Source organism: Microcoleus sp. CAWBG58, assembly GCF_020883045.1.
Lineage (GTDB): Bacteria > Cyanobacteriota > Cyanobacteriia > Cyanobacteriales > Microcoleaceae > Microcoleus.
This window is the reverse complement of the sequence record NZ_JAHRFA010000006.1, coordinates 78,386-100,301: the sequence shown is the minus strand read 5'-3', so window position 1 is coordinate 100,301 and position 21,916 is coordinate 78,386. Positions and strand designations below refer to the sequence as shown.

The 21,916-nt window shown below is 46.5% G+C and carries 27 protein-coding genes; 20 read left to right on the top strand and 7 right to left on the bottom strand.

Features of this window, described 5'->3' with window-relative positions; genetic code table 11:
* Nucleotides 1–22 precede the first annotated feature (22 nt).
* The 7 genes from QZ918_RS03955 to QZ918_RS03925 all read left to right on the top strand — a co-directional run bounded on the left by QZ918_RS03955 (nt 23) and on the right by QZ918_RS03925 (nt 5,727).
* Nucleotides 23–607 carry a Uma2 family endonuclease gene (locus QZ918_RS03955; protein ID WP_293331321.1) on the top strand — a complete coding sequence of 195 codons (585 nt, stop codon included), beginning with the start codon at nt 23–25 and terminating at the stop codon, nt 605–607.
* A 494-nt stretch (nt 608–1,101) separates the two neighbouring features.
* Entirely contained in the window at nt 1,102–2,283 is a 1,182-nt protein-coding gene (locus QZ918_RS03950) for a YcjF family protein (RefSeq protein WP_293331318.1), read from the top strand.
* Nucleotides 2,284–2,578: 295 nt separating this feature from the next.
* Nucleotides 2,579–3,118 (top strand): Uma2 family endonuclease, encoded by a 540-nt coding sequence (locus QZ918_RS03945; protein WP_293331315.1) that lies wholly within the window; start codon nt 2,579–2,581, stop codon nt 3,116–3,118.
* Between the two features lie 246 nt (nt 3,119–3,364).
* Nucleotides 3,365–3,682: a 2Fe-2S iron-sulfur cluster-binding protein gene (locus QZ918_RS03940; RefSeq protein WP_293154863.1), complete on the top strand. Its 318-nt coding sequence runs from the start codon at nt 3,365–3,367 to the stop codon at nt 3,680–3,682.
* A gap of 65 nt (nt 3,683–3,747) precedes the next feature.
* Nucleotides 3,748–3,939 carry a DUF8621 family protein gene (locus QZ918_RS03935; RefSeq protein WP_293331467.1) on the top strand — a complete coding sequence of 64 codons (192 nt, stop codon included), beginning with the start codon at nt 3,748–3,750 and terminating at the stop codon, nt 3,937–3,939.
* Entirely contained in the window at nt 3,936–5,102 is a 1,167-nt protein-coding gene (locus QZ918_RS03930; protein WP_293331312.1) for a DUF3326 domain-containing protein, read from the top strand. The genes QZ918_RS03935 and QZ918_RS03930 overlap by 4 nt, the downstream gene beginning before the upstream one ends.
* Nucleotides 5,103–5,133: 31 nt before the next feature.
* The gene (locus tag QZ918_RS03925; protein WP_293331309.1) at nt 5,134–5,727 is read left to right on the top strand and encodes a CPBP family intramembrane glutamic endopeptidase; all 594 of its coding nucleotides are present in this window, start codon (nt 5,134–5,136) and stop codon (nt 5,725–5,727) included.
* Between the two features lie 74 nt (nt 5,728–5,801).
* Here the strand turns inward: QZ918_RS03925 and QZ918_RS03920 are convergent, their stop codons facing one another.
* The 6 genes from QZ918_RS03920 to radA all read right to left on the bottom strand — a co-directional run bounded on the left by QZ918_RS03920 (nt 5,802) and on the right by radA (nt 9,546).
* Nucleotides 5,802–6,101 carry a DUF2391 family protein gene (locus QZ918_RS03920; RefSeq protein ID WP_293331306.1) on the bottom strand — a complete coding sequence of 100 codons (300 nt, stop codon included), beginning with the start codon at nt 6,099–6,101 and terminating at the stop codon, nt 5,802–5,804.
* A 46-nt stretch (nt 6,102–6,147) separates the two neighbouring features.
* The gene (locus tag QZ918_RS03915; RefSeq protein WP_293331303.1) at nt 6,148–7,104 is read right to left on the bottom strand and encodes a WD40 repeat domain-containing protein; all 957 of its coding nucleotides are present in this window, start codon (nt 7,102–7,104) and stop codon (nt 6,148–6,150) included.
* A 63-nt stretch (nt 7,105–7,167) separates the two neighbouring features.
* Nucleotides 7,168–7,407: a type II toxin-antitoxin system HicA family toxin gene (locus tag QZ918_RS03910; protein WP_293331300.1), complete on the bottom strand. Its 240-nt coding sequence runs from the start codon at nt 7,405–7,407 to the stop codon at nt 7,168–7,170.
* Nucleotides 7,407–7,631: a type II toxin-antitoxin system HicB family antitoxin gene (locus QZ918_RS03905; RefSeq protein WP_293331297.1), complete on the bottom strand. Its 225-nt coding sequence runs from the start codon at nt 7,629–7,631 to the stop codon at nt 7,407–7,409. Before QZ918_RS03905 ends, QZ918_RS03910 begins: the two co-directional genes overlap by 1 nt.
* Before the next feature lie 82 nt (nt 7,632–7,713).
* On the bottom strand, nt 7,714–7,944 hold the full coding sequence (locus QZ918_RS03900; protein ID WP_293331294.1) for a type II toxin-antitoxin system Phd/YefM family antitoxin: 231 nt from the start codon (nt 7,942–7,944) through the stop codon (nt 7,714–7,716).
* Between the two features lie 45 nt (nt 7,945–7,989).
* Nucleotides 7,990–9,546 (bottom strand): DNA repair protein RadA, encoded by a 1,557-nt coding sequence (radA, locus tag QZ918_RS03895; protein WP_293331291.1) that lies wholly within the window; start codon nt 9,544–9,546, stop codon nt 7,990–7,992.
* Nucleotides 9,547–9,712: 166 nt separating this feature from the next.
* Here radA and rpaB point away from each other — a divergent pair, with 166 nt between their 5' ends.
* The 10 genes from rpaB to QZ918_RS03845 all read left to right on the top strand — a co-directional run bounded on the left by rpaB (nt 9,713) and on the right by QZ918_RS03845 (nt 18,300).
* Nucleotides 9,713–10,444 carry a response regulator transcription factor RpaB gene (rpaB, locus tag QZ918_RS03890; RefSeq protein ID WP_071587789.1) on the top strand — a complete coding sequence of 244 codons (732 nt, stop codon included), beginning with the start codon at nt 9,713–9,715 and terminating at the stop codon, nt 10,442–10,444.
* A gap of 108 nt (nt 10,445–10,552) precedes the next feature.
* Nucleotides 10,553–11,194 (top strand): cofactor assembly of complex C subunit B, encoded by a 642-nt coding sequence (locus QZ918_RS03885; protein ID WP_293154822.1) that lies wholly within the window; start codon nt 10,553–10,555, stop codon nt 11,192–11,194.
* 142 nt (nt 11,195–11,336) lie between these two features.
* Entirely contained in the window at nt 11,337–11,507 is a 171-nt protein-coding gene (locus QZ918_RS03880) for a hypothetical protein (RefSeq protein WP_293331464.1), read from the top strand.
* A gap of 233 nt (nt 11,508–11,740) precedes the next feature.
* Nucleotides 11,741–12,190, top strand: a complete 450-nt coding sequence (locus QZ918_RS03875) for a pyridoxamine 5'-phosphate oxidase family protein (protein ID WP_293331288.1) — start codon at nt 11,741–11,743, stop codon at nt 12,188–12,190.
* A gap of 29 nt (nt 12,191–12,219) precedes the next feature.
* On the top strand, nt 12,220–14,871 hold the full coding sequence (locus tag QZ918_RS03870; protein ID WP_293331285.1) for a cation-translocating P-type ATPase: 2,652 nt from the start codon (nt 12,220–12,222) through the stop codon (nt 14,869–14,871).
* Nucleotides 14,872–15,139: 268 nt separating this feature from the next.
* Nucleotides 15,140–15,517: a CsbD family protein gene (locus QZ918_RS03865; protein WP_293158438.1), complete on the top strand. Its 378-nt coding sequence runs from the start codon at nt 15,140–15,142 to the stop codon at nt 15,515–15,517.
* A gap of 59 nt (nt 15,518–15,576) precedes the next feature.
* Nucleotides 15,577–16,005 carry a hypothetical protein gene (locus tag QZ918_RS03860; RefSeq protein WP_293158441.1) on the top strand — a complete coding sequence of 143 codons (429 nt, stop codon included), beginning with the start codon at nt 15,577–15,579 and terminating at the stop codon, nt 16,003–16,005.
* Between the two features lie 434 nt (nt 16,006–16,439).
* Nucleotides 16,440–16,979 (top strand): YflT domain-containing protein, encoded by a 540-nt coding sequence (locus tag QZ918_RS03855; RefSeq protein WP_293331282.1) that lies wholly within the window; start codon nt 16,440–16,442, stop codon nt 16,977–16,979.
* 161 nt (nt 16,980–17,140) lie between these two features.
* Nucleotides 17,141–17,812: a glutathione S-transferase gene (locus tag QZ918_RS03850; RefSeq protein ID WP_293331279.1), complete on the top strand. Its 672-nt coding sequence runs from the start codon at nt 17,141–17,143 to the stop codon at nt 17,810–17,812.
* A gap of 116 nt (nt 17,813–17,928) precedes the next feature.
* Nucleotides 17,929–18,300, top strand: a complete 372-nt coding sequence (locus tag QZ918_RS03845) for a DUF5335 family protein (protein WP_293331275.1) — start codon at nt 17,929–17,931, stop codon at nt 18,298–18,300.
* Between the two features lie 21 nt (nt 18,301–18,321).
* On the opposite strand, the gene QZ918_RS03840 is transcribed toward QZ918_RS03845, so the two are convergent.
* Nucleotides 18,322–18,468: a hypothetical protein gene (locus tag QZ918_RS03840; RefSeq protein ID WP_293331272.1), complete on the bottom strand. Its 147-nt coding sequence runs from the start codon at nt 18,466–18,468 to the stop codon at nt 18,322–18,324.
* Between the two features lie 8 nt (nt 18,469–18,476).
* Here QZ918_RS03840 and QZ918_RS03835 point away from each other — a divergent pair, with 8 nt between their 5' ends.
* The 3 genes from QZ918_RS03835 (at nt 18,477) to QZ918_RS03825 (ending at nt 21,873) form a co-directional block, all read left to right on the top strand.
* Complete coding sequence (locus QZ918_RS03835; protein WP_293331269.1) at nt 18,477–19,460, top strand: aldo/keto reductase; 984 nt, start codon at nt 18,477–18,479, stop codon at nt 19,458–19,460.
* 135 nt (nt 19,461–19,595) lie between these two features.
* Entirely contained in the window at nt 19,596–20,642 is a 1,047-nt protein-coding gene (locus QZ918_RS03830; protein ID WP_293331266.1) for an NAD(P)-dependent alcohol dehydrogenase, read from the top strand.
* Nucleotides 20,643–20,874: 232 nt separating this feature from the next.
* On the top strand, nt 20,875–21,873 hold the full coding sequence (locus QZ918_RS03825; protein WP_293331263.1) for an NADP-dependent oxidoreductase: 999 nt from the start codon (nt 20,875–20,877) through the stop codon (nt 21,871–21,873).
* Nucleotides 21,874–21,916 lie beyond the last annotated feature (43 nt).

Below are 21,916 nucleotides of genomic sequence, written 5' to 3'. Positions count from 1 at the left end.
ATCGAAGATCGAGGCAACACCTATGCTCGCTACTACCAGCGAATTACCCGAAATCGATGAAAAGGATCTGCTCGCGATAGCCACAGTACACGATCGTCTTACCATAGAAGAGTTCATGGCTAATCCGTGCGATCGCATGGAATGGATAGACGGTAAACTCGTAGAGACAAATGGCATGACACTAAAACACAGTCGAATTCAATCCAAGCTAGGTCGTTGTTGGGCAAATTACAAAGATTCCACCGGACAAGGAGGAGAAGTATACACCGGAGCACCTTGCCGTACCAACCAAGAAGTTCGCCGTCCCGATGTCGCCTATCTCACACCACAATTAATTGCACAATTCGGCGATGTGCCTACTTTGCAACAGAGTTTCTCTTTAATTGCCGAGATAGTTGCACCCACAGATATTGCTGAAGATATGTTTCTAAAAGCACAAGAATATTTAGCATCTAGCTGTCAGGAAGTCTGGCTGGTTTTTCCTGACAGTCATTTAGTATTCGTGGTCAATCACAATCAAATTTTGGGATTTCGAGCAGGTGAAACAGCTAGGACTCAACAAGTTCTCGCAGATTTTAGCATTGCCGTGGATGAATTGCTAGGTTAAAATATTAAAATATAGTAAATTAAGCTGTTGTACATTTAAATTGTGTGTCAAAAATGAATAAAACTCTTGTGGGATGTTGCTCAGAGCATCGTCCCGAATTTCCAATTTAAACGCGCAACAGCTTACTCCTTGATTTCTCGTCCCCATACTGTCTAGACTTCTCCTCTAGGAGTGCATCTGGGTTGGTCAAATATGTTTGTAGGGGCGAAGCATGACCGCAGTTAATATGAGATGATAACTAATAATTTATATGCGGTCATCCTTCTTCAGGCTTCAAAAACTAGATGCACTCTCATCTGGATTATCGGAACTTTATTCTGCGGGCATTCTCAAATCAAATTGCTACAATATTTTTAACATGACTTACTTCTCAAGGTCAAAGAGACCGGGGTTTTACCCAATTTGTAGAATTCAATCAAGGATTTTCGTCAACAACCCGGTTTCTGACTGCTCATCCGTAAGTCATATTTAATAATAATTCGGAGGAAAACGCCATGTCAGACGACTTTTCGCTAGATGAGCTTTTAAACAAAAGTTACTACGCTTTTAAAGACGCCGAAAACCAAGTGGGACAGTGCAATGTTTTAGTCATCGGCAAAACCGGAGTCGGCAAAAGTACCCTGATTAATTCTGTGTTTCGCCAACGCTTAGCAGAAACCGGAGTCGGCCGCCCCGTCACTCACGGTATTCGTCAATATACCAAACCAAATTGTCCAATTACAGTTTACGACACTCCCGGACTCGAACTCAACGCCGAACAAATTAAAGTTATTCAATTAAACGTTGCTAAACTGATTGAAGACCAAACACTTTTGCACCCCAAAGAACACATACACGTCATCTGGTACTGCATCAATCACAGCGCCAATAGAATAGAAGCTGTAGAGGAAAGCTGGCTAAAAGAAATGGAAGTCAAAGATGTACCAGTTATTTTAGTTCTGACTCAAACTACATCAAAAAAGCCGAGCGAGTTTTTCAAGCAACTGGAACACATGAATTTGCCAGTCAGTCAAATTATCCCCGTCATGGCTGAGCCGGAACAAATTGATGAGGATTATACTGTAAAATCTCACGGTTTAGACAAGTTGGTCGATGCAACTTTTCAACTGCTGCCGGAAGTAGCTCAAAAAGCCTTTGTCAAAGAACAAATTGCTAATATCGCGCTCAAATCTGATATGGCATTTAAGTATGTGACTGGTTATGTTGCTGGTTCTGCAATAGTTGGTGCGACTCCTGTACCGTTTGCTGATGCGCCGATTTTGATGGCGATGCAAACGGCTATGATTGCGAATATTACTGTGATTTTTGGAATGCCGTTTGATAAGGGTTTTGTTTCGGCGATGCTGTCTGCTGTTAGCGGTACTGGTGGGGTGACTGCTGTTGGTAGAAGTATTGTGACTAATTTGATTAAAATGATTCCGGGTGCGGGTAGTGTTGTGGGCGGTGCTATCTCCGGTGCAACGGCGGCAACTCTCACCCTTGCCCTCGGTTTGGCTTACATTGAAGTGCTGAAAGCTTATATGAAAGCTCAAATTAATGGTGAACAGCTTTCTTTGCAGCAGTTGACTAAGATGTTTGTGGATTTGTACAAGGATTATGCGTCGTCGGGGCGTAAAACTTTGAAGGATGAGAAGCAGAATCAACCACAGCCACCGAATCAAATTAATATTGAGTAGATTGGGAATTGGGCATCGGCCAAAGAGGGCATTGGGCGGAGCGTAGCGGAGGGATTGGGCATTGGGCATTGGGCATTGGGCATTGTTATTTGTTACTTCTCATAACTCATTACCAATTACTCATTACCAATTATCCATTACCAAAGATTGATATATAGCCTTTATCAAAAATATGAGGTATGACTGACAGCTTATATAATCGCTTAAACTAAGAGGGCCCAAGCCCAACAACGTACCTGATCTTTTTGAGAACCGCTATAATATTATTGAATTCTGCAAAAGGGAGTCAATGGCTATGGTAATGACAGCCGTTTTATCAGAAAATGTTTCTCTAGAAGACTTCATCGCTAGTCCCCCCGACGATATGGAATGGGTGGACGGGCAAATATCGGAGAAAAATGGGATGACAGTAAAACACAGTCGAATCCAATCTAGACTAGATTTTTCTTGGAGAAGTTACAAGATATCTAGCGGACAAGGGGGCGAGGTTTATACGGAAGTTCCTTGTCGTACTGACAGGCGAGTGCGTCGCCCTGATGTTGCTTATCTGACTGCTGAACTTGTTGCTGAATATGGTGATGTTCCTACTTTTCCTCAAAGTCCGCTATTAATTGCTGAAATTGTTTCTCCTACTGATATTGCGGAAGATGTTTTTCTGAAAGCACAAGAGTATTTGGATTCTGGTTGTCTGGAAGTTTGGATTGTTTTTCCAGAAAGTTGCTGGATATTGATAATGACTCAAACTCAAAAGTTAGCGTTTAATTCCGGTGACGTAATCAGCACTCAGTTAGTGCTGCTGGGTTTTAGTGTTGCGGTTGATGAGTTGTTGGGTTGAAGGCAGAAATTAGTTATTAAGTGAGTGAACATATATTGCGTGTCATTGCAAAGAAACCGGGTTTTTACAGAATTTAAGGGCTGCAATCAAGTATTTTTGTAAAAAACCCGGTTTCTAGGCCCCCGTGCGTAACTCCTATAAATTTTGTCAACTTGCACCAAATCACCAACAGCGGTACAATGTTTTCTGCTTTGTTTGCAAATCTACCGTAGATTCCAATTGGGAATTAAAACCAATAATTGAAATATGTCTCAAACTTACACTGTTGAATTACTCCACCAAGGCAGCACTTATACCGTAGAAGTGCCGGAAGATCAACCAATTCTCCAAACTGCGATCGCCGCGGGGATTGATTTGCCCAACTCTTGCAATTCGGGGGTTTGTACTACTTGCGCTGCTAAGGTGGTTGAGGGTCAACTTAAGCAGGTTGATTGCATGGGTGTTAGTCCGGAACTTCAGGCTGAAGGTTATGTGTTACTTTGCGTTTCTTTTCCCCGATCGCACTTGAAGATAGAAACTGAAAAAGAAGACATTGTTTACGCTCGCCAGTTCGGTAAATCCTAGGACTAAGCTAAAATTTACGTAAGTACCTAAGTACCGATCGCGGTAAAACCATTATGGATCGCCCCATGACCACCCATTTCATTTCCGCAGAAGTTGACCTCCAGGACACCGCCGAAGAACTCCACTCGGCTATTGAAATTGAACTGCAAAAGCACGGCGAACCCCTGCGCTGGGCAGTCACAGATGTGGATGTCGATCGGCAAAAAGCCCTGGTAGAAGGCTACGTGCTCGTGGAAGCATCCTCTGTAGCAGCGTGAACTCTCCCCCTTTCACAGTGGTTTTGATAGTCCCCACAGGCGTTGGAGCCTCGATCGGTGGGTTTGCAGGGGACGCCCTACCTGTGGCTAGGGCGATCGCCCAAATTTCTGATACGTTAATTACTCACCCCAATGTCCTCAACGGCGCTCAACTTTATTGGCCCATACCTAACGCCCTATACGTGGAAGGTTACGCTCTTGACAAATTTGCCGCCGGGTGCTGGGGACTGCAACCGGTACATCAAAATCGCATCGGCTTAATAATGGATTGCGCGATCGAACCGGAGTTACAATTGCGCCACTTGCAAGCGGTTGATGCTGCTAGAGCTACATTGGGTTTAAACATAACTGATTGTATTTTGACCGATCGCCCCCTGCAAGTAGAATTACGCATTTCAGAATCAGGGGCATCCTGGGGGACGATCGGCAATCCTGACAGTTTACTGCGCGCCGCCGACAAATTGATCGCACAAGCCAAAGTCCAGGCGATCGCAGTTGTCGCCAGATTTCCCGACGATGAAGGTAGTATCGCACTGGAAAACTACCGCCGCGGCAAAGGAGTCGATCCCCTCGCAGGCGCCGAAGCAGTCATCAGTCACCTCATTGTCAGAACATTTAAAATTCCCTGCGCCCACGCCCCCGCCCTGTCGCCACTTCCCCTCGATCCGCATCTTTCGCCGCGATCGGCTGCGGAGGAAATCGGGTATACTTTCTTACCTTGCGTGCTTGCAGGGCTGGGCAAAGCACCGCAATTTGTCACCCCTGGTGTGGGAGAGGCATCTTGCTTGCCACAGGTATTGGGCGGACAAGATAGTCGCCCCACAAGAGAGAAGTTCCATGCAAACAGGCGAAATTTCGATTCGGTATCCCAAGATTTGTGGGCCGATCGAGTTGATGCGGTGGTAATACCGGCCACAGCGTGCGGTGGCAGTGCTATTCTAAGTTTGAGCAGGCGATCGAAAGTACAAATTATTGCTGTCGGTGACAACAAAACTCAGATGCAAGCTCCTCCAGAAAAACTCGGAATCAAAGCTTTGCAGGTAAACTCGTATTTAGAGGCGATCGGCGTATTGGTCGCTTTACGAGCCGGCATTAGTCCAGCTTCTTTGGGTGCAGACATCTCCTCCCTGCGGTGTTTGTCTGACTCAACTCAACAAATCTAAAATCTAAAACCTAAAATCTAAAATTGATTAAGTGCCAGAAAAACTTCCCGAAAATCCCGAAATTGAACCGTTGACGCGCACTCAGGTTTTAGTAGCAATGGGCGTGACAGCAATTATGTTGCTGGCGGTAGCTAAATTGTGGTTGATATTTGGATCGGTATCGCTTTTGCCCGTGAAATTGATCGTCATGGATTTGTTCAAAGGATTGGCGATCGGACTGGCAATTACAGGCGGTAGTGCGATCGTATATCAACTCTGGCCCGGTTATCGCCGGAGTGCTGACATTTACTTAGAAGTAGTGCTAAAACCTTTGTTTTGGCCGGATTTAATTTGGCTGGGACTGCTGCCGGGACTTAGCGAAGAATTGCTATTTCGAGGCGTAATGCTGTCTGGTTTGGGATTGAATGTAACCGGTTTAGTTTTATCGAGTTTTTGTTTCGGAATTCTGCACTTGGGAGGAATGGATCAGTGGCCTTATGCTGTTTGGGCGACGGCTGTGGGTTTCCTGCTGGGTTACAGTGTTTTAGCTACTGGCAATTTGTTAGTACCAATTACGGCTCATGTCTGCACGAATTTGATTTCTAGCTGTGTTTGGAAGTGGGAACAAAGTACGGTGAAGCGGTAGGGCGATCGCATAGAAAAGTTTGTAGTGAGGACTTCAGTCCGCATCAATCCAAGGAGTAAGGTTTGTTAGTAACTTTAAACGGTACGTAAAATTGCCCTTGGATGGCGCGAATTAGCTACTTGCATCGCAGCTTCTCCCCGGCGGATGTCGTTAGTTTTGAAAAAACCTTCGATAGGAGTCAGCAAGAAAACGACGAGAAAAGTAGTTACAATGGCGATCGACATTTGGGCTGGTTTAGTAGAGGAACCGATCCACCAAACCTCCATCGTATAAAGCAGCGGAATCCCGAACAAAAAGCCGCCCGATGCACCTCGAATGATGTCGTTTAGTTTATTTTTCCACGGATTTTTGCGCTGTTTTTTTGCTTTGTTCATATTTCGGCTAAAAAGCTAATTAAAAATTATACAAAATTTCCCGCGCTTATAAATCTCTTTGCCAAATCTTGATAGTTTGGTCATCACTTCCACTAACTAGAGTCTGCCCATCTGGGCTAAAACCCACAGAGTAAACTCCCCATGAATGCCCCAAGAGACTGCAAATTTTCTCTCTAGCCTCAAGATTCCAAAGTTCGATAATTCCAGGTTCCCTGCTATCATATTCGCTTTCAGAATCCCACCCACCACTTGCTAAAATTTTACCATTAGGACTAAAAGCTAAGCAGAAGTCTCCCATTGAAGTTTCCGCAAGAGTATAGATTTCTGTTCCCGTGTAGACATTCCATAACTTGATAGTTCCCGGACACTGCAAAGTAGCAAAAGTTTCTCCATCAGGGCTGAAAGCGATCGCATAAACAGAGTCCATACCCTCCTGCCAATGCTTTGTCCAGATTTCATCTCCAGTGGTTAAATTAAAAGCTACTGCACTTAGAGAAACATAATCATCTGCACTGCTACTAAGTAGAATCTTTCCGTCAGGGCTGAATAAAATAGCCAAACTATAAAATACTTCTACTGGCCACTTTAAAGTCCGAATTTCTTCTCCATTTCTAAGGTTCCAAAGTTTGATAGTTGTGTCTTCACTGGCACTTGCCAGAGTCTTCCCGTCGGGGCTGATAACTACAGAAGTAATTATGTCTGAATGTCCGTTAATGGTGTAAATTTCCTCTTTATTGCTGAGATTCCATAGTTTGATAGTTGCATCTTTACTACCGCTAGCAAGAGTTTGCCCGTCAGGGCTGAGGGTAATAGATGTAACCCCTTGTGAATGTCCTGCTAAAGTATGAATTTCTTCCCCTGTGTTGAGGTTCCACAGCTTAATGGTACTATCAGAACTTCCGCTAACTATAGTCTGTCCGTCTGGGGTGATGACAACAGAAGTTACCGAACTTGAATGTCCGTGAAGGGTGTGTACGCATTGCCAGTTGGGAGTTTGAAACATTTATAACTTATGGCGATCGATAATTTGACATATTCTAAGTGCGAGCTTAGATAGCATCTCCACTCAACTTTGTGCATAAGCTATTAAAAATTCCTCTCTTGAAATTCCCGCCTGAGTACAAATTGCTCTCAGTGTCCCTGATTTTATTTGATCGTGGTTAGGCATTACCAGCGGAGTCTCCGTGCCATCCTGATTTTCTCGCACCATGACAATATGTTCGCGTTCTCTAATAATCCTAAAACCCAAAAACTGAAATGTTCTGATGACTCGTTTTTTAGGAGCATCGACAGGAAATTTCGACATTAAATAGCCACCTCTGCCTTTACTAAAAAAGTCTCGACAGCGGATGATTCGTCTTCCATAATTTCTTGGCCGAATATCTCGATGTAGCAGCGAATAGCTGACTTGACATCAGCTAATGCTTCCTCATAGGTGTCACCTTCACCAACTACAACACCTTTGATGCCAAGGGGATAGGCTACATAACCGTCGGGATGTTTTTCAATTATAATTCTAAATTGTTTCATCTTTGCCTCTTGATTTTTCTAACTTAATTCACCAAAGCCACGTACAAGCATCAAAAAAAAACCTGAGTGTCCAACAACAGCATCATGACCTATACTCCTTAAATTCTTCTAGCGGTTCGTCAAAATTATCGGACATCCAAACCATTCCTTTAGCACTCCCTGCTTGCCGGTTGGATTTAGCTTGTTTGGAAATTCCTACCAATTTTACAACAGGCTGATTATCTTTCCTAATCGAAACTTCTTCACCTCTCATCGCCGCTTCGATTAATTCCAGAAGTTTTTCTTGGGCCTCAACAATGTCTACTAAATACATAACTTGTGCCTCCTTAATCTCAATTTTTCACCTCGCCATTCTAACTCAATTTGATAAATCTTCTTCCTCCAAATCAATCGATGGCAAGTCCATATTATCCGACTGCAACTGAGCCGGAGTAGCCGGAATAGCCGCAATTATTGCATCGATTACTCTACCCACCGGAATAATCTGCATCCCTAAATCTGGCACGGGTTGATTCTTCGGAATAATTGCCCTTTTGAAACCCAATTTAGCCGCCTCTCTCAGCCGCAATTCTAATTGAGCAACTGGCCGCACCTGTCCTCCCAAACCGACTTCACCCAGCAAAACAGTGCGCGCGTCGATTACCCGATCGCGAAAACTGGCCACAACTGCGATCGCAACTGCCAAATCCGCCGCCGGTTCCTCGACTTTCAACCCGCCCACCGACGCGACAATCGTATCTAACTTAGATAAAGGAATCCCCACCCTTTTCTCCAAAACCGCCAAAATTTGCTGCAATCTAGAATTGTCCACACCAGTAGTAGAACGGCGCGGCGAACCAAAACTCGCAGGGCTGACTAACGCCTGAATTTCTACTAAAATCGGTCTAGTTCCTTCGCAAGCAACAGTCGTCGAAGTACCGGGGGAAAACTCATCTTTATTGCCTAAAAACAACTCAGATGGATTATCAACTTCTCGCAAACCCTGTGCTACCATTTCAAAAACACCGATTTCGTGAGTCGCACCAAAACGATTTTTCATCGATCGCAAAAGCCGGTGAGAAGCAAAGCGATCGCCCTCAAAATAAAGTACAGTATCTACCAAATGTTCCAAAACCCTCGGCCCCGCCAAACCTCCATCCTTCGTCACATGACCGACAATAAATAAAGTAATATTTTCCCTTTTTGCCACCTGCATCAAAGCAGACGTACATTCCCGCACCTGAGCAACCGAACCGGGAGCCGATGTTAAACTAGCAAAATAAATAGTTTGGATGCTGTCAATCACCGCCACATTAGGTTTCAGCGCTTCCAATTCCCGCAAAACAACCTCTAAATCAGTCTCGGGAAGTAAATAGAAATTCTCCGCTGAGTTGTCTTCCAAATCGGCTTTAGCATCACCGTTGGTGCCAGATTTATGTCCGCCATTACTTGACAAATCCACCGGATTAGCCACACCCAAACGCTGCGATCGCAACTTCACCTGCTGGCCCGACTCCTCCGCACTCACGTAGAGTATTCTATCCTTGCGGGCCAACATATTCGCCACCTGCAACAGCAGAGTCGATTTCCCGATTCCCGGTTCCCCGCCAATCAAAACCAGCGAGCCCGGAACAATTCCACCTCCCAAAACTCGATCGAGCTCTCCGAAACCAGAAGGCCAGCGAGACTGAGTTTGGTCAGCAATCTGCGATAATCTAAAAGATACCCTCGGTTGACCCTTCGACTTATCAGGAGGCAAACCGCCCACTGTCTTAGTTGTCACCCCAGTCAAACCACCCCGCGGCACACCAGCAGTATGTGGTTCTAACTGCTCGTCAAAAGAATCCCACTTCTGACAGCTAGGACACCTGCCAAAATATTGTGGTGAATCATAGCCACATTCCCGACAAATATATTGTATTCGAGGCTTAGGCATTGTTTACTATGATAAGAAATAGTCACCCTAACATTTAGAAAAGTCTGAGTTAAAGCAATTATCAAGCTTTCAGACCGATCGCGCACATGATTCAATCTGTATCTTCTATGATAGGGTACAAAAAATTAAGATTATCTGAAATGTAACTTAAGGAGTGCTCGGTAACTTGGAAAATCATAAAGAAAAAATTCTGGTAGTCGATGACGAAGCCAGTATCCGCCGCATTCTGGAGACTCGCCTTTCCATGATTGGCTACGATGTCGTCACCGCTGCTGACGGCGAAGAAGCTCTCGAAACATTTCGCAACACCGAACCCGACTTAGTAGTTTTGGACGTGATGATGCCGAAACTCGACGGTTACGGCGTGTGTCAGGAGTTGCGAAAAGAATCAGACGTACCCATCATCATGCTAACCGCCTTGGGAGACGTAGCCGATCGCATCACCGGTTTAGAATTGGGCGCCGACGATTACGTCGTCAAACCTTTCTCTCCCAAAGAGCTCGAAGCCCGCATCCGTTCGGTACTGCGCCGGGTTGACAAAAACGGCGCCTCAGGCATTCCTAGTTCTGGAGTCATCCACGTCACCAACATTAGGATTGACACCAACAAGCGCCAAGTTTATAAAGGCGACGAACGAATTCGGCTCACAGGCATGGAATTCAGCTTGTTAGAGCTGCTTGTCAGCCGTTCTGGAGAGCCTTTTTCGCGATCGGAAATTTTGCAAGAAGTTTGGGGATACACGCCAGAACGCCACGTAGACACCCGCGTTGTGGACGTTCACATCTCCCGCCTGAGAGCAAAGTTGGAAGACGACCCCAGCAATCCTGAATTAATTCTCACCGCCCGCGGCACAGGCTATCTATTCCAGCGCATTGTCGAAATTGGCGAAGTCGGTTGACCTGTGGCAGTTGGCAGTTGGCGGTTCGGTTCGTAGTGCGGACTTCAGTCCGCTCTTATTCTGCGGACGCCAGGACGCACTACGAACCTTAATCCTGACTAATGACTAATGACAAAATCGGATCCAAATAAAGTTTTGCGGCAACTACCCTTAGTTGCGGGAGGGTTAGCAGGTACGCTGCTGGTGGTGAACCGCTTCCTAACAGAGCAAATTACAGACTCTCAAACTCGATCGGACGTTTTGGGAGTAATTATCAGCGCCCTGCTGATTTTAACAGGTTTGCTGTGGCAACAGGTGCAAGCGCGATCGCCCGATTCGGTACAGCTTACCGGCTCTGAAGGCTTCGAGCTGGCGCCGGATTTGCCCGATGCCGTCAAGCTAGAATTAGCTTGGGCGTCGCGTTTGCTGTTGACAAATACGGCCACAAGGGCGATCGTCATTGTCTATCAAGGAAAAGTCTTATTGAGGCGCGGCATCTTAGGCATCAATCCCGAAGTCAAGCCAGGGCCAATATTGCAGCGAGTGCTCGACAAAAACAAACCAGTTTATTTAGTAAATCTGAATATCTATCCCGGCAAAATCGAATTCGACTATTTGCCAGAAAATACCCAAGGAGTTATCTGTCAGCCGATCGGCACTCAAGGCGTATTAATATTAGGTGCTAACGCGCCGCGCAGCTATACCAAGCAAGATGAAAATTGGGTTGAAGGCATTGCCGAAAAACTAGAAAATACCCTCAACCAATTTTAGATTTTAGATTTTAGATTTTAGATTTTAGTTGGTAGGGTTTTGGTGCCCGCAGCTTCGGCTAGAGACAGTCGTAGGGTGCGTCAGAATACGTTATTGTCTCAATCATGGAAAAGCTATTTTCTGACGCACATTGTATCACGGGATGGCGATGGGTGGAGTTGCAGGGGTAGGTCAAATTCAGTTTTTGCAACCATTTTTGACGCTGCTGGCTTCGGCTATTTTGCTTGGTGAGACTCTGGAGCCGATCGCCCTAATCACCGCTTGTTTAGTCGTAGCGAGCGTAGCTGTGGGTAAAAAAACAGCAATTAAGTAATGAGAATTAAATAACTTACAATTTAATGATTCTTGTGGGATGGGCGGGAGAACCCGTACAGAAAGGACGGGTTCTTCTGGCCTATCCCACTTTCAAGAGTGTAAATTATTTAATTTGCGTTCCTAAGCGGGCAGAAGATTTGTGAGGATCTCGACTATATCTAATGACAGATGTAAAGCCTGGACTATTTCTATTAAATACGACTAATTAACTAAACCTTTAGGAAAATACTAATGTTAGATATTGATGAACTGAGTTCAAAAGAAATACAGGAACTCCTACACACAGTAGGATACGGTCATCTGGGCTGCATCCACGAAGGCAAGCCCTACGTGATACCCATGAATTATTATCTCGAAGCAGATGACATTTACCTGTTTACCACGATCGGCATGAAGACTCACGATCTTGATGCGAATCCCGAAATTTGTTTGCAGGTTGAAGAAATACGCGAGCCTCTTCATTGGCGCAGTGTTATTGTCAATGGTCGAGCTTCCCGCCTCACCGAGCAAGCAGATATCGATCGAGTAATGCACCTCGTCAAAGAGCGCAATCCCATGCTATCACCTGCGATCAATCGCACCTGGATTGATAGTCAGGGACGTTCCGAGGCGATCGCAATTTACCGCATTGATGCGAGTGAGATGAGCGGGCGTACTACAGATGGAGTCAGCAGCCGCTAATCACCGAGATATTTCAGAGGAAAAGAAATATGGTTGCGACTTTCGATCCCAATACTGCGATCGGCTTATCTGAGCAAAATGCGATCGCCCAACTCAAAGATGACGGCTACAATGAACTACCCTCGGCTGAGTCGCGCAATCTGTTATCGATCGCCTGGAATAGTATTCAAGATCCGATTTTTCTGTTACTCGTCGGCGGTGGTATCATTTATTGGATTTTAGGCGACTTACAAGAAGCCTTGATTTTGCTAGGTTTCGTCTTTTTTATCACCGGAATTAGTCTCTACCAAGAAGGCAAAACCGAACACGCCCTAGAAGCTTTGCGCGATCTTTCCAGCCCTCGCGCCTTGGTGATTCGCGATGGAGAACGCAAACGAATTGCGGGGCGAGAAGTGGTTAGGGGCGATTTCTTGGTGCTCGCGGAGGGCGATCGCGTGTCTGCGGATGCGATCGTCCTATCTTGCTCAAATCTGTCAACCGATGAGTCGTTATTAACCGGGGAATCGCTACCGGTTCGCAAAGTTACCGCTGTGGGTAACGTGGAGATGGCGCGTCCCGGAGGTGATGAATTGCCGTTTGTGTATTCTGGCACATTGGTGGTTCAGGGACAGGGAATTGCTCAAGTTAAGGCGATCGGCGCTCAAACAGAAATGGGCAAGATTGGCAAAGCTTTGCAAAAAATCAAGCCAGAAACGACTCCTTTGCAACAGGAAATGAATCGCTTGGTAAGCCGCTTATTTGGCATTGCTCTATCGCTTTGTGTCGCAATTGTGGTAATTTATGGATTCACAACAGGAGATTGGCTCAAAGGAGTTCTCGCCGGAATTACCTTAGCGATGGCAATTTTGCCGAACGAATTTCCGGTTGTCGTGACAATCTTTTTAGCATTGGGAGCTTGGCGGATTTCTCAGAATCATGTCTTAGCACGTCGCGCCTCAGCCGTTGAAACCGTAGGTTCCGCAACCGTTTTGTGCGTGGATAAAACGGGGACGTTGACTCAGAATCAGATGGCTGTGCAGCAGTTGTTAGGCTACAACCAGCCAGAAAACTCTCAGCCTTACGATTTGGGATTGCATTCGTCCGAGGCACTTCCAGAAGCAGTTCATCAGTTAGTCGAGTTCTGTATTCTGGCAAGCCAAAGAGATCCATTCGATCCAATGGAAAAAGCTTTTAAGCAATTGGGCGATCGCTATCTGGCGCATACCGAACATTTGCACAGCGATTGGAAACTGTTGCGAGAATATCCGCTGTCACCGCATCTGTTGGCAATGTCTCACGTTTGGGAGTCAGCCGTTAGCGTTCGCAAAGCGTCTGCCTCAGCAGAAGCGTCGGCTATGCCGAATCACAAATTGTATGAAGTTGCGGCAAAAGGAGCACCAGAGGCGATCGCGGATCTCTGCCATTTCAAGCCCCAACAGCAGCAAGTTATGGCCGCCCAAGTTAGCCAAATGGCAACTCAAGGATTGCGGGTATTAGGTGTTGCTAAAGCGTCGCTTGTTGGTGCACCGCCGCCATTTTTGCCACCTCACCCGTCGCTCAATCCTAATCATTTGCCAGAAAAACAACATGACTTTCCCTTTGAATTTATCGGATTAGTGGGACTTTCCGATCCAGTGCGTCCAACCGTGGCGGCTGCGATTCAAGAATGTTATACCGCTGGAATTCGAGTTGTGATGATTACAGGTGATTATCCCGAAACTGCTCAAACCATTGCTCGTCAAGTGGGATTGATGCAAATGGGAGCCGTTGTCACCGGAGCAGAATTAGATGGCATGAGCGATGCTGAATTAGAGCAGCGGATTCAAAGTACAAATATTTTTGCACGAGCCGTTCCCGAACACAAGTTGCGGTTAGTTAATGCTTTGAAATCTAAGGGCGAAGTCGTTGCAATGACAGGAGATGGCGTGAATGATGCTCCTGCTCTCAAAGCTGCTCAAATCGGGATTGCGATGGGTGAGCGAGGTACGGATGTGGCTCGTGAATCTGCGGCGTTAGTGTTATTAGATGATGATTTTTCGTCGATAGTGCAAGCAGTCAAACTGGGGCGCAGAATTTTTGACAATCTCCGCAAAGCCATGTCATATCTGATTGCAATTCATATCCCGATCGCCGGAATGTCTTTGATTCCAGTATTGTTTAAATTACCGTTAGTATTGCTTCCGGTTCATGTGGCATTTTTACATTTAATTATCGATCCAGCTTGCTCGATCGTGCTAGAAGCCGAACCCGCAGAAGCAACGGTGATGCAGCGCCCTCCCCGCAACCCCAAAGAACCTTTATTTGGCAAGAAAACGCTCTCCTTGGCTGTGTTGCAAGGATGCGGAATTTTGGCGGTTGTGCTGGCGATTTTTGCGATCGCCCTGTATCGCAGACAAGGCGAATTTGATGCCCGTGCATTAACGTTTACGACGTTGATTTTGGCAAACTTAGCACTAATTTTGAGCGAAGGTTCGACTTCCCGCCTCAGCTTGAAAATACTGAAATCGCCAAATCCCGCCCTGTGGTGGGTGCTTGGTGGCGGACTGTTGTTCCTTGGGCTGGTGCTGTATGTGCCGTTTTTGCGTCATTTGTTCAGCTTTTCTCTGCTACGTGCGATCGATCTTGCGATCTGTTTGGGCGGTGGATTAATTAGCTTAATCTGGTTTGAACTGTTGAAACAAACTACAAAAATGAGATCGTAGTCAGAGACTGAATAAATATTAGTTCTAGCAGCAAAGGTTGCTTACGGTAAAAATAATGACATATCTACCTCTTAAGATATTCACACCCTCAACCTAAGATAGATGGCGATAACTCCAGAACGTGAAATCATTGAATTCATGAGAGTTGTTTTATTTATTCACCGGCAGAGTAGATAAGGTAATTAACAACAAAGATTTTTATGACTCGCTGGCTATTCAATAATACTATTGACCAGTCTCATAAACTCAACATACTAGAGGAATCATCATGCAAATAAACACCAAGACTTTCGTTTCTAACCTACAACACCATTTAACAAAAGTTATCGGTGGATTATTGATACTTGCTGTAATTTGCCAAAGTGTCGTTTTTGCGCCATCACCTGCGATCGCATCGCCTCTATTTGCCACCAGTGCTGCTAGTATTTCTAAGCAAGTAACTGGTAAGGCAGAAGAAGTCAAAGGCTCTGCTCAGCAAAAGATTGGGAAGGCACAGTCAGCAATGGAAGATCAAGCAAGATCTGTCAAAATGAAGATTAAAGATGACTTAACTGAAACAAAAATTGGAGTTGATGCCAATAATTCCAGAGTCGAAAATGCTGCCGATAAAGCCACTACAGCAGTCAAGAATTTTTTTGGTAAATAATCTTGGATTGACAATGCCATCGATAATTTAGAAAACATTAGCATACTAAAGGAAACAAAATGAGTACGACTATTGACAACTTCACTAAACAACTCCATGACAATTTAGAAGCGATTGAAAACCGGGCAAAGTCGCTGACGGAAAGTATTCAATCTGCCACAAAAAATACTCAAGCTGAGCTTCAGTCGAAACTTGATGAAACGAAGACAAATCTGGAAGCTAAAAAACAACAATTTGATGAGTATCGGGCAAAACTCAAAACTCAATTCGAGGAAAAAGAATCTGAGGTGAAGTCAAACGTTGACGAATGGAAAACAAATCGCGAAGTCAAGAAACTCGAACATCGGGCGGATCAAGCTGAGGACTATGCCAATACAGCAATTTTATTCGCAATGGCGACGATGGAAGAAGCGGAAGAAGCAACCTTGAAAGCGATTTGTACCAGATTAGATGCTACAACTGCTGCTGCGGAAACTACGCAGAAGTAAGACACGATTAAACTAAGCTAAGGAAGGAGACGGCAGTGCCGTTTCCCTACGCGGATTAATTGTAGGAGGAGGAGACGGCAGTGCCGTTTCCCTACACGGATTAATTGTAGGAGGAGGAGAGACGGCAGTGCCGTTTCCTGACTTTAGCTTAAGAGCGGAATAATGCCAGTTATTCCGCTCTTTTTTTTGATATAACATCTCCTCAAAGCAATCAAAAGGTATAGGTTAGGATTGGGAATTTGTGTAAATTTTAAATCAAAAGGTAGAGGTTATATTGTGTGGTTTTTGTTAAAGTTCAGTTGATGGCAAAAGAAGTCAAGGTTGAGATTAAATCGAAGCTCAACCAGATAAAATCGAACATCAAAAGATAAAAAACAAATCAAGAATTAAAAATTTTGTCCTTCATTCGGGCAAATAACAAAGGAAACAAATTCATGTCATACACACATACGATTGTTGGTCATTTCCCCTCCCATTCAGAAGCAGAAAGAGTTGTATTGGAGCTGCAAAAAAAAGGCTTCGATATGCAAAAGCTCTCGATAATTGGCAAAGACTACCACACCACTGAACACGTGCGCGGATTTCTCACCTGGAAAGATACAGCCAAAGCTGGAGCCACAGGTGGTGGCTATTGGGGTAGCTTCGTCGGAGGTCTATTTGGCATTTTAGCTGGGGCTGGAGTGCTATTTATCCCCGGAATGGCTCCCATAGTCGTTGCTGGCCCCATTGCTGGGGTGTTGGCTGGTTGGTTGGAAGGAACGCTGGTTGGTGGCGCTGGTGCCGCTGCTGTAGGAGGATTGGCTGGTGCCTTGGGAGGCTTAGGAATCCCGAACCACGAGATAGTGAAGTATGACACTCAAATTCAAGCAGGCGAGTTCATTATCCTGGTGACAGGTAGCAATCACGATGTCAGTCAGGCGAAGCAGATGCTAGACAAAATTAGTCAGGAAATGAGTATGTCGATCGCAGTCTAAGACTTTTTTAACAATAGTCATCTTCACAAAAGCCTGTTTTGAACAGGCAAGATGCCTGTTCCACAATAATTATGGGAGAGGTCTATTCCACTCCAACAAGTCCGTCAGGTTGATGAGTTGAATCAAAACGATCGCGAACTGTCCTGCAACTATTGAAACTCATGATTATCGTCCATCACTTGAATAATTCTCGTTCCCAGCGCATATTGTGGCTGCTAGAAGAACTGGGACTGGAGTATGACATCAAGTATTACGATCGCGATCCCGAAACCCTACTAGCGCCAGCATCCCTGCGTCAAGTACATCCACTCGGTAAATCGCCAGTTATCACGGACGGGGCGCTAACTTTGGCGGAGTCTGGAGCCATCATTGAGTATCTGGTTGAGAAATATGGTACAGGAAGGTTTGCTCCTCCACCCAATACACCCGATCGGTTGCGATATACTTACTGGCTGCATTATGCCGAAGGTTCAGCTATGCCGCCGCTGCTATTGAAGTTGGTCTTCGATCGCACAGAGGAGCAGCCCATGCCGTTTTTTCTCAAACCGATCGCGCGATCGATCGTGAGCCGTACCAAAACTTCGTTCATCGAACCTCAAATCAAGCAGCATCTTGATTACCTGGAAGCAGAGCTGGGAAAAAGCTTGTGGTTTGTGGGAAATGAATTCAGCGCAGCCGATATTCAGCTCAGTTTTCCGATCGAGATAGCAGTTGTGCGAGGAGGTTTAAATGCCAGCCGACCAAAGTTGATGGACTTTCTCGATCGCATCCACACCCGCCCAGCTTATCAACGGGCATTAGAACGAGGTGGCGCGTACAAAGTTGCGAGTTAAATTGACAGAGTGGGCATCGCCAACTCTAGAGTCATCTTCCGTTTAATTCCACTTTTGTACTTAGTAACTATTTCATGCCTTGGCTGCTTTTTACTAGCTTTTCACAAACAATCATCATGGTGAATAACATGGAAATGACCAACAAGATTGACATCAACAAATCTGTGCCTCGCGAGCGATGGGGTGAATTTTTCGATCAGTTTACCGATGGCAATCGGGGACGGCATATTTCGATCGAAATCATCGATTCAGAAGCCGGTGACGCAGAATTGATTAAGAACGCACCTCTTCATGCCATTATTTACGATCGCCCTGGTAAGGGAGATGATTTGGTAATTGAAGTAGGTAAAGATGAGGTGAGTTACGCTCACACGGTCGATTCACCGACCGAAGTTTTAACCGGACAAAACTCAAACGGTGTGATGGTAGCGCTGCGTATTAGTGACGCTGCTGGGACACAAACATTGATCCAGCTACAAGCTAGTTGAGCTGGTTGAATAATCCTGATTTCAGCAGCGCACATCAATGCACTTTATGAAATCGCTATTGGTGCAGATGCCATTGCTGGCGCGATCGCCTATATTATCCAGCAGTCGGGTGATGTTGATGTGAATCAAATCATCATCCGTCCGACACTTCAGTAATTTTAGAATCAAAGAACAGGATGAAACAGCGAAAACTGGGGAATCAAGGATTAATCGTCTCGGAATTAGGACTCGGCTGCATGGGGATGTCCGAATTCTACGGAACAACCGATGAGTCAGAATCGATCGCCACAATTCACCGCGCCTTAGAGTTAGGCGTGACTTTCCTCGACACGGCTGATATGTACGGTGTCGGCCAAAATGAGGAATTAGTCGGTAAAGCGATTAAAGGGCATCGCGATCGAGTCATTATCGCTACCAAGTTCGGCAACGTGCGCGGTAGCGACGGCAGTTTTGGGGGCGTGAATGGCAAGCCCGAATACGTGCGATCGTGTTGCGATGCCAGTCTCAAGCGTTTGGGCGTCGAGACGATCGACCTTTACTACCAGCACCGAGTCGATCCTAATACTCCGATCGAAGAAACCGTCGGCGCAATGGCAGAACTCGTCCAAGCCGGAAAAGTCCGCTACCTCGGCCTTTCCGAAGCCGCCACCAACACCATCCGCCGCGCTCAAGCAGTGCATCCGATTTCCGCACTTCAGACGGAATATTCGCTGTGGAGTCGGGAACCAGAAACCGAGATTTTGCCTACTTGTCGGGAGTTAGGGATTGGCTTTGTGCCTTACAGCCCCCTCGGGCGCGGGTTTCTGACGGGCAAAATCAAGAGCCTTGACACGCTATCGGAAGGAGATTATCGATCGCAAAGATATCCTCGCTTTCAAGCCGAGAATATCCAGCAAAATCTGGAACTCGTCGAGCAAATCGAGCAAATGGCCGCCACTAAAGGCATCAAAGCCGGACAGTTGGCCCTGGCTTGGGTATTAGCCCAGGGCGAAGACATCGTGCCGATTCCAGGTACCAAACGCCGCACCTATCTCGAAGAAAACATTGCCGCGGCAGATATAACGCTGACTCAAGCCGAACTCGACCAAATCGCCAAAGCGCTTCCGTTGGGAATTGCGGTGGGCGATCGTTACCCCGACATGAGCACCGTCAATCGTTAGGATTTGGGGAGGGTAGGCACGGGGGCACTACCCCTACAACTCTGCCCCTGTGTAGGGGCGGTGCCCCCGTGCCCGCCCTCTTAGAATTGCGGTGGGCGCTACCCCGACATGAGTAAATAATCACCAGCATAATCTATGAAAACAAACGCCTACGCCGCCCAAAACGCCACGACTCCACTCGCACCCTTCAACTTTCAACGCCGCGATGTCGGCCAGCACGACGTGCAGATCGAAATTCTATATTGCGGCGTGTGTCACTCCGACTTGCACACCGCGCGCAACGAATGGCAAAACACCACCTATCCTTGCGTGCCCGGCCACGAAATCGTGGGACGGGTGGTAAAAGTTGGCGCCCACGTCAAAAAATTTAAGGAAGGCGACACCGCAGGAGTCGGTTGCATGGTCGATTCCTGCCGCAATTGTGCCAACTGCAAGGAAGACTCGGAACAGTTCTGCGATAACACGACTTTCACATACAACTCCCCGGACAAACACGTTGGCGGCATGACTTTCGGGGGATACTCCGACAGCATCGTCGTAGATGAAGCGTTTGTGCTGCAAGTGCCGCAGAATTTGGATCTCGCTGCCACCGCCCCGCTGCTTTGCGCTGGAATCACCACTTATTCGCCATTGCGCCGCCACAATGTTACCGAAGGTCAAAAAGTTGGTGTTGTGGGACTCGGCGGGCTGGGACACATGGGGGTGAAATTGGCGAAGGCTTTGGGCGCCCATGTCGTGGTATTCACCACTTCGTCGAACAAAGTTGAAGATGCCCTGCGGCTGGGAGCAGATGAAGTCGTCAATTCTAAGAATGCGGACGAGATGAAAAAACACTTAAATAGTTTCCATTTCATTCTCGACACTGTATCGGCGCAACACGACATCAACGCCTACCTGCTGCTATTAAAGCTCGATGGCAATCTCACCCAAGTCGGCATACCGGAGGAACCGCTTTCTCTGAATGTCGGTAGCTTAATTTTTGGTCGGCGCACTCTGGGCGGCTCCCTGATTGGTGGCATCAAAGAAACTCAGGAAATGCTGGATTTCTGCGGCAAGCATAACATCACTTCGGATATCGAACTCATCCCGATTCACAAAATAAATCAAGCTTACGATCGCCTGGAGAAAAGCGACGTAAAATATCGCTTCGTGATTGATATGGCATCGTTGCAACAGGCTTGATAAGCAGTTGTGCATTTAAGTCAAAAAACAATTCCCCCGATTGTAGCCAGGGCTGTTTCATTCTCAGGTAAATCATCGTTTTGTAGGGGCGGTGCCCCCGTGCCCGCCCTCCTGGCCCACGATTTTGTAGGTGTTTCAGAGATTGGGGCAACCACGGGGGGATTGCCCCTACAAAGAATGAAACAGCCCTGCATTGTGGGGTGTCCCGCCGGCCCTGAAAAAAACAAAAATTATGACAAATATAATGAGTCGCGAAATTCAGTTAGTCTCCCGCCCCAAGGGAATGCCAACCTCCGATAACTTTGCGATCGCCCAAACCGAAATAAAGCCACTTCAAGACGGACAAGTGCTCGTTCGGAATCGCTACATTTCGGTCGATCCGTATATGCGCGGACGCATGAATGAGAGCAAATCCTATGTTCCGTCCTTCGAGTTAGGTAAAGCATTGGAAGGCGGCGCAGTCGGCGAAGTCATCGAATCTAGCGCCCCAGAATTCAAGCCCGGTGATGTCGTCACTTCCAACTTTGGATGGCGGGAATACTTCACCGCAGCGCCCAAAGAGTTGCACCCCGTCAACCGCGAAATTCAACCGCTGTCGGTTTATCTCGGCGCCCTCGGGATGACGGGGATGACGGCTTGGGCGGGGTTGAATTTGGTAGATGTTAAAGCGGGGGACACCATTTTTATTTCTGGTGCCGCCGGCGCGGTGGGAAGTGTGGCGGGACAACTGGCAAAACTGCGCGGGTGTCAGGTTATCGGCTCAGCAGGTTCGGCCGAAAAAGTCAAGTTTCTGTTGGAAGAATGCGGGTTCGATCGCGCTTTCAATTACAATTCTGGCCCAGTCCTCGAACAATTGAACCAGGCCGCACCGGATGGGATTGATGTTTATTTCGACAATGTAGGCGGCGAAACCCTGCAAGCGGCGCTCTCGGCCCTGCGCGTGCACGGGCGGATTATCGCTTGTGGCAGCATCTCTGGTTACAACAACCCGCAGCCTGGCCCGAACAACCTGTTTAATATGATTGGCAAACGGTTGACAATGAAAGGGCTGATCGTTGGTGATTCGCTGGCTCGTCAAAGCGAATTTGAACGGGAAGCGGGCGATTATTTCCAAGATGGGAAATTGAAAAATCAGGAAACTGTGGTAGTAGGAATTGAGCAAGCTGTGGGCGCGTTTATCGGACTTTTTGAAGGCAAAAATCTTGGCAAAATGGTGGTGAAGTTGGATTAGGGTGCGACCAATTGAGTGAGCACTGTCGTAGAGAATTGTTTGA